Origin of the sequence: Microbacterium sp. BF1, assembly GCF_019279095.1 — a bacterium.
GTDB lineage: Bacteria > Actinomycetota > Actinomycetes > Actinomycetales > Microbacteriaceae > Microbacterium > Microbacterium maritypicum.
This window is the reverse complement of sequence record NZ_JAGYWT010000164.1, coordinates 1-5190: the sequence shown is the minus strand read 5'-3', so window position 1 is coordinate 5190 and position 5190 is coordinate 1. Positions and strand designations below refer to the sequence as shown.

Genomic DNA, 5190 nt, shown 5'->3' with positions numbered 1-5190 from the left:
GATCGCACGGGTTCCTGACCCGCGACGGCATCCCGCCGCACGAACTGCGGCGCCTCGCCAGAGAAGAGCTCGCGGCCTATCCGAACGTGGAGGTGCGATCGCGGACGCGCGTCACCGCCCTCCGCCAGACGAGCGGAGACGGTGCGGGACCGCACGGCGATCGACGCGTGTTCGCGGCGGACATCGGCCGCCGGGATGCCGAGACCACCGTCACGGCCAGGGCGGTGCTGCTGGCCATCGGGCTGCGTGAGACGCTCCCCGATGTCCCGAACCTGCGCGGGTACTACGGCATGAGCCTGTTCAGCTGCGCCACCTGCGATGCGTGGGAGCTGCAGGGCCGCCGCCTCGCCCTGATCGGTGAGACGCCCGACATCGCCGACCGCGCGCGACTCATCGGACGCTGGACCGAGAGCCTCACCGTGTTCACGCACGGGGCGGACGTCGTGACCGCGGACGAGGAGGCGGAGCTCGCCGCCTCCGGCATCGACGTGCGTCGCGAGACGATCGTCGAGCTCGTGGGTGAGCGGGGAAGTCTCGACGCCATCCGTCTGGCCGACGGCACATCAGTCGCGGTCGACGGCGGTTTCGTGCGCCCCGAGTGGGAGAACGCGCTGACGTTCCTCGACGGGATCGCGCCCACGCTTGATCACGCCGGGCATCTGCGCACGGACCGCTCGGGTCGCACCGATGTGCCGGGGCTCTACGCCGCCGGCGACGCCGCGACACCCGGTCCGCAGCAGCTCATCGTCGCGGCGGGTGCCGGCGCTCGGGTCGCGACGGTCATCGTGCACGACTCGATCGGGGTCGTCAGCGCCCACTGATCAGTCGGCCCGAGTGGAACCGTGGACCGGAGACGATGACGGTCCGGGACTAGGCTGACCGGCATGACGCGCACCTCCTTCTCGATCCCCCTGCGCCTGGCCAGCACCGCGATCGCCGCTGTGGCCGTGCTGTCACTGAGCGGATGCCTGTACGCGCAGATCCCGGTGGGGTCGCCCACCGACGTCCCCTCGTCGAGTCCGGAGACCGATGCGCCGAGCGACGAGTCGTCCGGCTCGACCCTGACCTTCACCGAAGGCCTCGATCTCGCGAGCGACACTTACATCGAATGGGGCGACGGGCTCGTGGTCGACGAGGGCTGGAAGATCGTCTCGCCCGACGACGGCAACGGCGGCTGGACGTACGGCACGGTCGACGGCACCTGTACTGCGCGGTTCTGGCAGGGGTACACGACAGACGTTCCCGTGGTCGCCGGAGACGACAGCGCCTCGTCCGACGCGATCCTCGGTGTGCTGCTGCAGACTCCGACCAGCGAGGTCACCCCGCTCGCCACTACCGGCGAGTTCAGCTACATGGCGGGCGGCAGCGGAGGCGTCGAGACGCGCCAGGTCGTCGGCGTGGACGGCAGCCGCACCTGGCTCATGGCCGCGCGTGCCTTCACGCAGACCGGAGTGGGCCTGTCGGTGGTCGTGGACTGCACCGCCGCGGATGCGGAGGCGACGCTGGCTGCGATCAACGAGGAGAACGCGGTCGTCGTCACGCCCTGAACCCGGCGCAGGGATCAGACCCCGCCGGGCGTCACTTGCCGCCGGGAGGACCCACCAGCAGCAGGATGACGTACAGCGCGACGATGCCGACGACCAGAAGCAGCGCGAGAACCCACGGCCGCTGCAGGAACCACCGCATCAGCCGGTCGTACCAGCGGCGATCGCGCGGGTCGTCGGTCGCCTCGAGACGCCAGGCCCCGGTGAGCCGCCCGGTGCGGTGCAGCCAGATCTCGGTCGGGATCGTCGCGTACGGAATGACGGCGCTGGCGACGGCGAGAACACCCACACCGACATGCCAGCGCTGGTTCAGCGCGACCAGGATCGCCGTCGCCGCGTAGCTCAGGAAGATGAACCCGTGGATGCCTCCGCCCACGGTCACCACGACTCCGGGGGCGCCGACGGCGCGGGCGATGATCGCGGCGATCAGGATCGTCCAGGTGATCGCCTCCGCGATCGCGAGAACTCGGAACAGTCGGTCGGGGGTGCGGAACACGGTACTCCTCGGGTGGTGTCCCTCCACCGTATCCGGCGGTCACCCCCTTCGAATCAACCGAATGGTTGAGTCCGCCAGCACGACGCGACCCGTTTCGCACATCGACGGGGCCGACGGCGGAATAGCACGCCGCGCGACGACGTTGCCGAAGGCATGGTGACAGTGGATGCGGACGCGCTCTCGAACGTGCTCGGTGCGGTCGACCTGCGCGTCGGCATCGGCCGTCGCACCTCGGTAGCTGCGGGAACGCTGCTGCCGATCCCCGCCGACTCCATCACCCTGGTCTACATCGCCGAGGGCGCTGTGCAGGGGCATCCTCCGCTCGGAGACGGCTGCCGCCTCGACGTCGATCCCGACTCGCAGCGACTCAGGGTCGACACGAAGGCCCGCCATGACCTGCTCGTGGCGGGCGACGCGTTCCTGACCCTCGGCCGTTCGCCGTTCGTGCTCGAAGCGCGGGACGACACGAGCCTGATGATCGCCGACATCGAGCTCGCCGATGCGGCCTCGCCGCTGCCCGCCCTGCTGCCGCCGTTCCTCACCGTCACCGGGTTCGACGCCGTGGAGCCGGCCGCCGCCGCCCTGGCACTGAACATGGGCGTGCTCGGCGACGACACGGTGATGCCCGCCCGCCAGGGCGACCCCATCATCTGCCGCATGATGGCGACGACCGTGCTGCTGTCGGTCATCCGCGCCTGGGCTGCGAACGGCTGTGCCCCGACGGGCTGGCCCTCGCTGTCGAACGACCCGTTCCTCGACCGCGTCGTCGACGCCATCCGCGAGGAACCGGGCCGGGACTGGACGGTGGAGCGCCTCGCCGGCATCGGCGCCATGTCGCGCTCGACCTTCGCCGAACGGTTCCGCAGCACCGTCGGCCGCTCCCCCGCCGACTACGTCACTGAGGTGCGCGTCGACGCGGCCAAGCGGATGCTCGAGGCTGGGCGAAGCGTCTCGGACGTCTCCCGCGAGCTGGGCTACACCTCCGACGAGGGGTTCAGCCGGGCCTTCCGCCGCCGCACCGGGCAGACCCCCTCGTCGTGGCGTCTGGCGAACCGCACGCCGATCTCGGCCTGAGGATCTCGGCCCGAGGATCTCTGCCTTTCAGGCCCTGCTGCTGACGCGGTTGGACGCGCCGAACAGCACCGCGCCGGCGAGCAGCGCGATCGACCCGATCACGTAGACCAGCTCGACGTTCAGGGTGTCCACGAGCAGTCCGCCGATGCCGGCCGCGAGGGTGATCGCCCCCTGGAACCCCACGACGACGAGACTGCCGCCGGCTTCGAGCCGATCCGGCATCCGGTGTCCGACCCACGTGTTCGCCACGATCAGCCAGGACGAGAAGAAGAAGCCCCACACCAGCACGACGATGCCGACACCCACGATCGACCCGGAGAACAGGATCATCGACATCACGGACACGGCGATCACGAGCGGCGCGAACACCGCGAAGAAGGCGAACGTACGGTCGATCACGAGCCCGATCGTGATGTTGCCGAGGAGGCCGCCGACGCCGAACAGCGCGAGCAGCACGACGATGGTCGAGGCGTCGACCTCGGGGATCCGCTCCAGCGCGAGCCGCACGTACGTGTAGGCGAGGAAGTGCCCGAGCACGACGAGCACGTGGCCGACCATGCCGAGACCGATGCCGGGGCGGCGCAGCGTGTCGACGAGCAGGCGCAGGCTCGACGCCCGCTCGGCCGGCACCGACGGCAGCGCGAACCGCAGCACCACCGCGAGCACGACCATCAGCACGCCCGCGATGGCGAAGACCATCCGCCAGTCCACGAGTTCGCTCAGCATGACGCCTAGCGGCACGCCGGCCACGGTCGCCAGCGACACTCCCGCCGAGGTGAACATGACACCGCGTCCGAGATTCTCCGGTCCCGCCAGGCGCGCAGCGACCGTGATCGACATCGCCCAGAAGGCGCTGATGGCGGCACCCAGCAGGAACCGCACCAGCAGCACGATGATCAGGTTCGGCGCGATCGCCACGATCAGGTTCGACACGGCGGCGGCGAGCGCCATCCACACCAGCAGCGACCGCCGATCCAGCCGCGGGAACATGAGTCCGACGGTCGGCGCGACGATGAGTCCGACCAGCGCCGTCACGGTCACGGTCTGTCCGGCCTGACCCGGAGTGACCCCCAGCCCGTCGGCCATCTCGGTGAGCACGCCGTTGGGGAGGAACTCGGCCGTGACCAGCAGGAAGCCCATCAGCATCAGCACGATGAGTCCGCCGTAGCGGATGCGGGAGGCCGCGGAGGGCGGCATGGTGGGAACGGGCGCTGTCGTGGTCATGGTTCCACGTTCGCAGCACCCGGAGGCCGTCGCCCGACCGGTCGTCCGCGGAATCCGACCATTCGTCCGACGCGCTCCCGGTCGGTTCCCAGCCCGAGCTTGCAGAGTGTCAGCATGCGGGATCGGAGACGGAGACGGGCGCGCCTGTGGTGCGGTGCCGCCGCCGTCGCGGCGATCATGCTCACCTCCGGATGCACCGGGCAGCGCGCCGCGGGCCCGGACGACTGGGCCCTCGAGCCGATCTCGTTCCAGAGCTCCTTCGTCGGTTCCGGACCGGAGGCCACCCCCGCCGGCCCCCCGACCGACCTGTCGTACGGGAGGCACGTGCTGTCGGCCGACGGCGCAGGCGGGGTCTGGACAGCATCTTCCGGATCGTGGCTGCACGTCGGCGCCGATGGCGAAACGCTCGCGAGGTTCGACACCGATCCCGGCGACCCGGCCTCGCGCATTGGGGCGATGGCTCCGCTCTCGGCCACCGAGCTCGTCGTGCTGCAGGGCGACCGCGCCCACGTGATGCCGATGATCTCGGTGCTCGACACCACCACCATGACGATGAGGGACCTGCCGGGCGATGTCGTGGGCGACCAGGGCGACTTCGACTACGGGGACTTCGAGTTCGGCGATGTGGCCGTGCACGACGGCGACGCCATCGTGGTGCGCTACCAGCCGCGCCCTCCCGACGCCTACCTCGACTACGAGGTGCTGCGCGTCGACCTCGACAGCGGGAAACGGACCCTACTGCACAGCGTCCCGGATCTTGGTGTGTTTCGCCTTCTGACGGCCACGGCCCATGCGCGAGACCCCCTCACGAGTTAAGCGGCGGGTTTGAAGGCCCGCGGCATTTTTCACGAC

General features: G+C 70.2%; 6 protein-coding genes. 4 read left to right on the top strand and 2 right to left on the bottom strand.

Annotated elements, in window-relative coordinates; translation table 11 throughout:
- A partial coding sequence (locus KZA10_RS07715; protein WP_218682568.1) for an NAD(P)/FAD-dependent oxidoreductase occupies positions 1-821 on the top strand: 821 nt, incomplete at its 5' end.
- 63 nt (positions 822-884) lie between these two features.
- Positions 885-1547: a hypothetical protein gene (locus KZA10_RS07710; RefSeq protein WP_141386956.1), complete on the top strand. Its 663-nt coding sequence runs from the start codon at positions 885-887 to the stop codon at positions 1545-1547.
- A gap of 31 nt (positions 1548-1578) precedes the next feature.
- On the opposite strand, the gene KZA10_RS07705 is transcribed toward KZA10_RS07710, so the two are convergent.
- Entirely contained in the window at positions 1579-2040 is a 462-nt protein-coding gene (locus KZA10_RS07705) for a DUF3817 domain-containing protein (RefSeq protein ID WP_017829660.1), read from the bottom strand.
- A gap of 153 nt (positions 2041-2193) precedes the next feature.
- Here KZA10_RS07705 and KZA10_RS07700 point away from each other — a divergent pair, with 153 nt between their 5' ends.
- Entirely contained in the window at positions 2194-3114 is a 921-nt protein-coding gene (locus tag KZA10_RS07700) for a helix-turn-helix domain-containing protein (protein WP_218682567.1), read from the top strand.
- Positions 3115-3141: 27 nt separating this feature from the next.
- Here the strand turns inward: KZA10_RS07700 and KZA10_RS07695 are convergent, their stop codons facing one another.
- Positions 3142-4338, bottom strand: coding sequence for an MFS transporter (locus KZA10_RS07695; RefSeq protein WP_218682566.1), 1197 nt, complete (start codon positions 4336-4338; stop codon positions 3142-3144).
- A gap of 114 nt (positions 4339-4452) precedes the next feature.
- On the opposite strand from KZA10_RS07695, the gene KZA10_RS07690 reads away from it, so the two are divergent.
- A complete protein-coding gene (locus KZA10_RS07690) occupies positions 4453-5154 on the top strand; it encodes a hypothetical protein (RefSeq protein WP_218682565.1) in 702 nt (233 codons plus the stop codon).
- Positions 5155-5190 lie beyond the last annotated feature (36 nt).

Bases quoted from the DNA above. Each gene is read 5' to 3' on its own strand.
- KZA10_RS07710 (WP_141386956.1), top strand. From the start codon at position 885: ATGACGCGCACCTCCTTCTCGATCCCCCTGCGCCTGGCCAGCACCGCG.
- KZA10_RS07700 (WP_218682567.1), top strand. From the start codon at position 2,194: ATGGTGACAGTGGATGCGGACGCGCTCTCGAACGTGCTCGGTGCGGTC.
- KZA10_RS07690 (WP_218682565.1), top strand. From the start codon at position 4,453: ATGCGGGATCGGAGACGGAGACGGGCGCGCCTGTGGTGCGGTGCCGCC.
- KZA10_RS07695 (WP_218682566.1), bottom strand. From the start codon at position 4,338: ATGACCACGACAGCGCCCGTTCCCACCATGCCGCCCTCCGCGGCCTCC.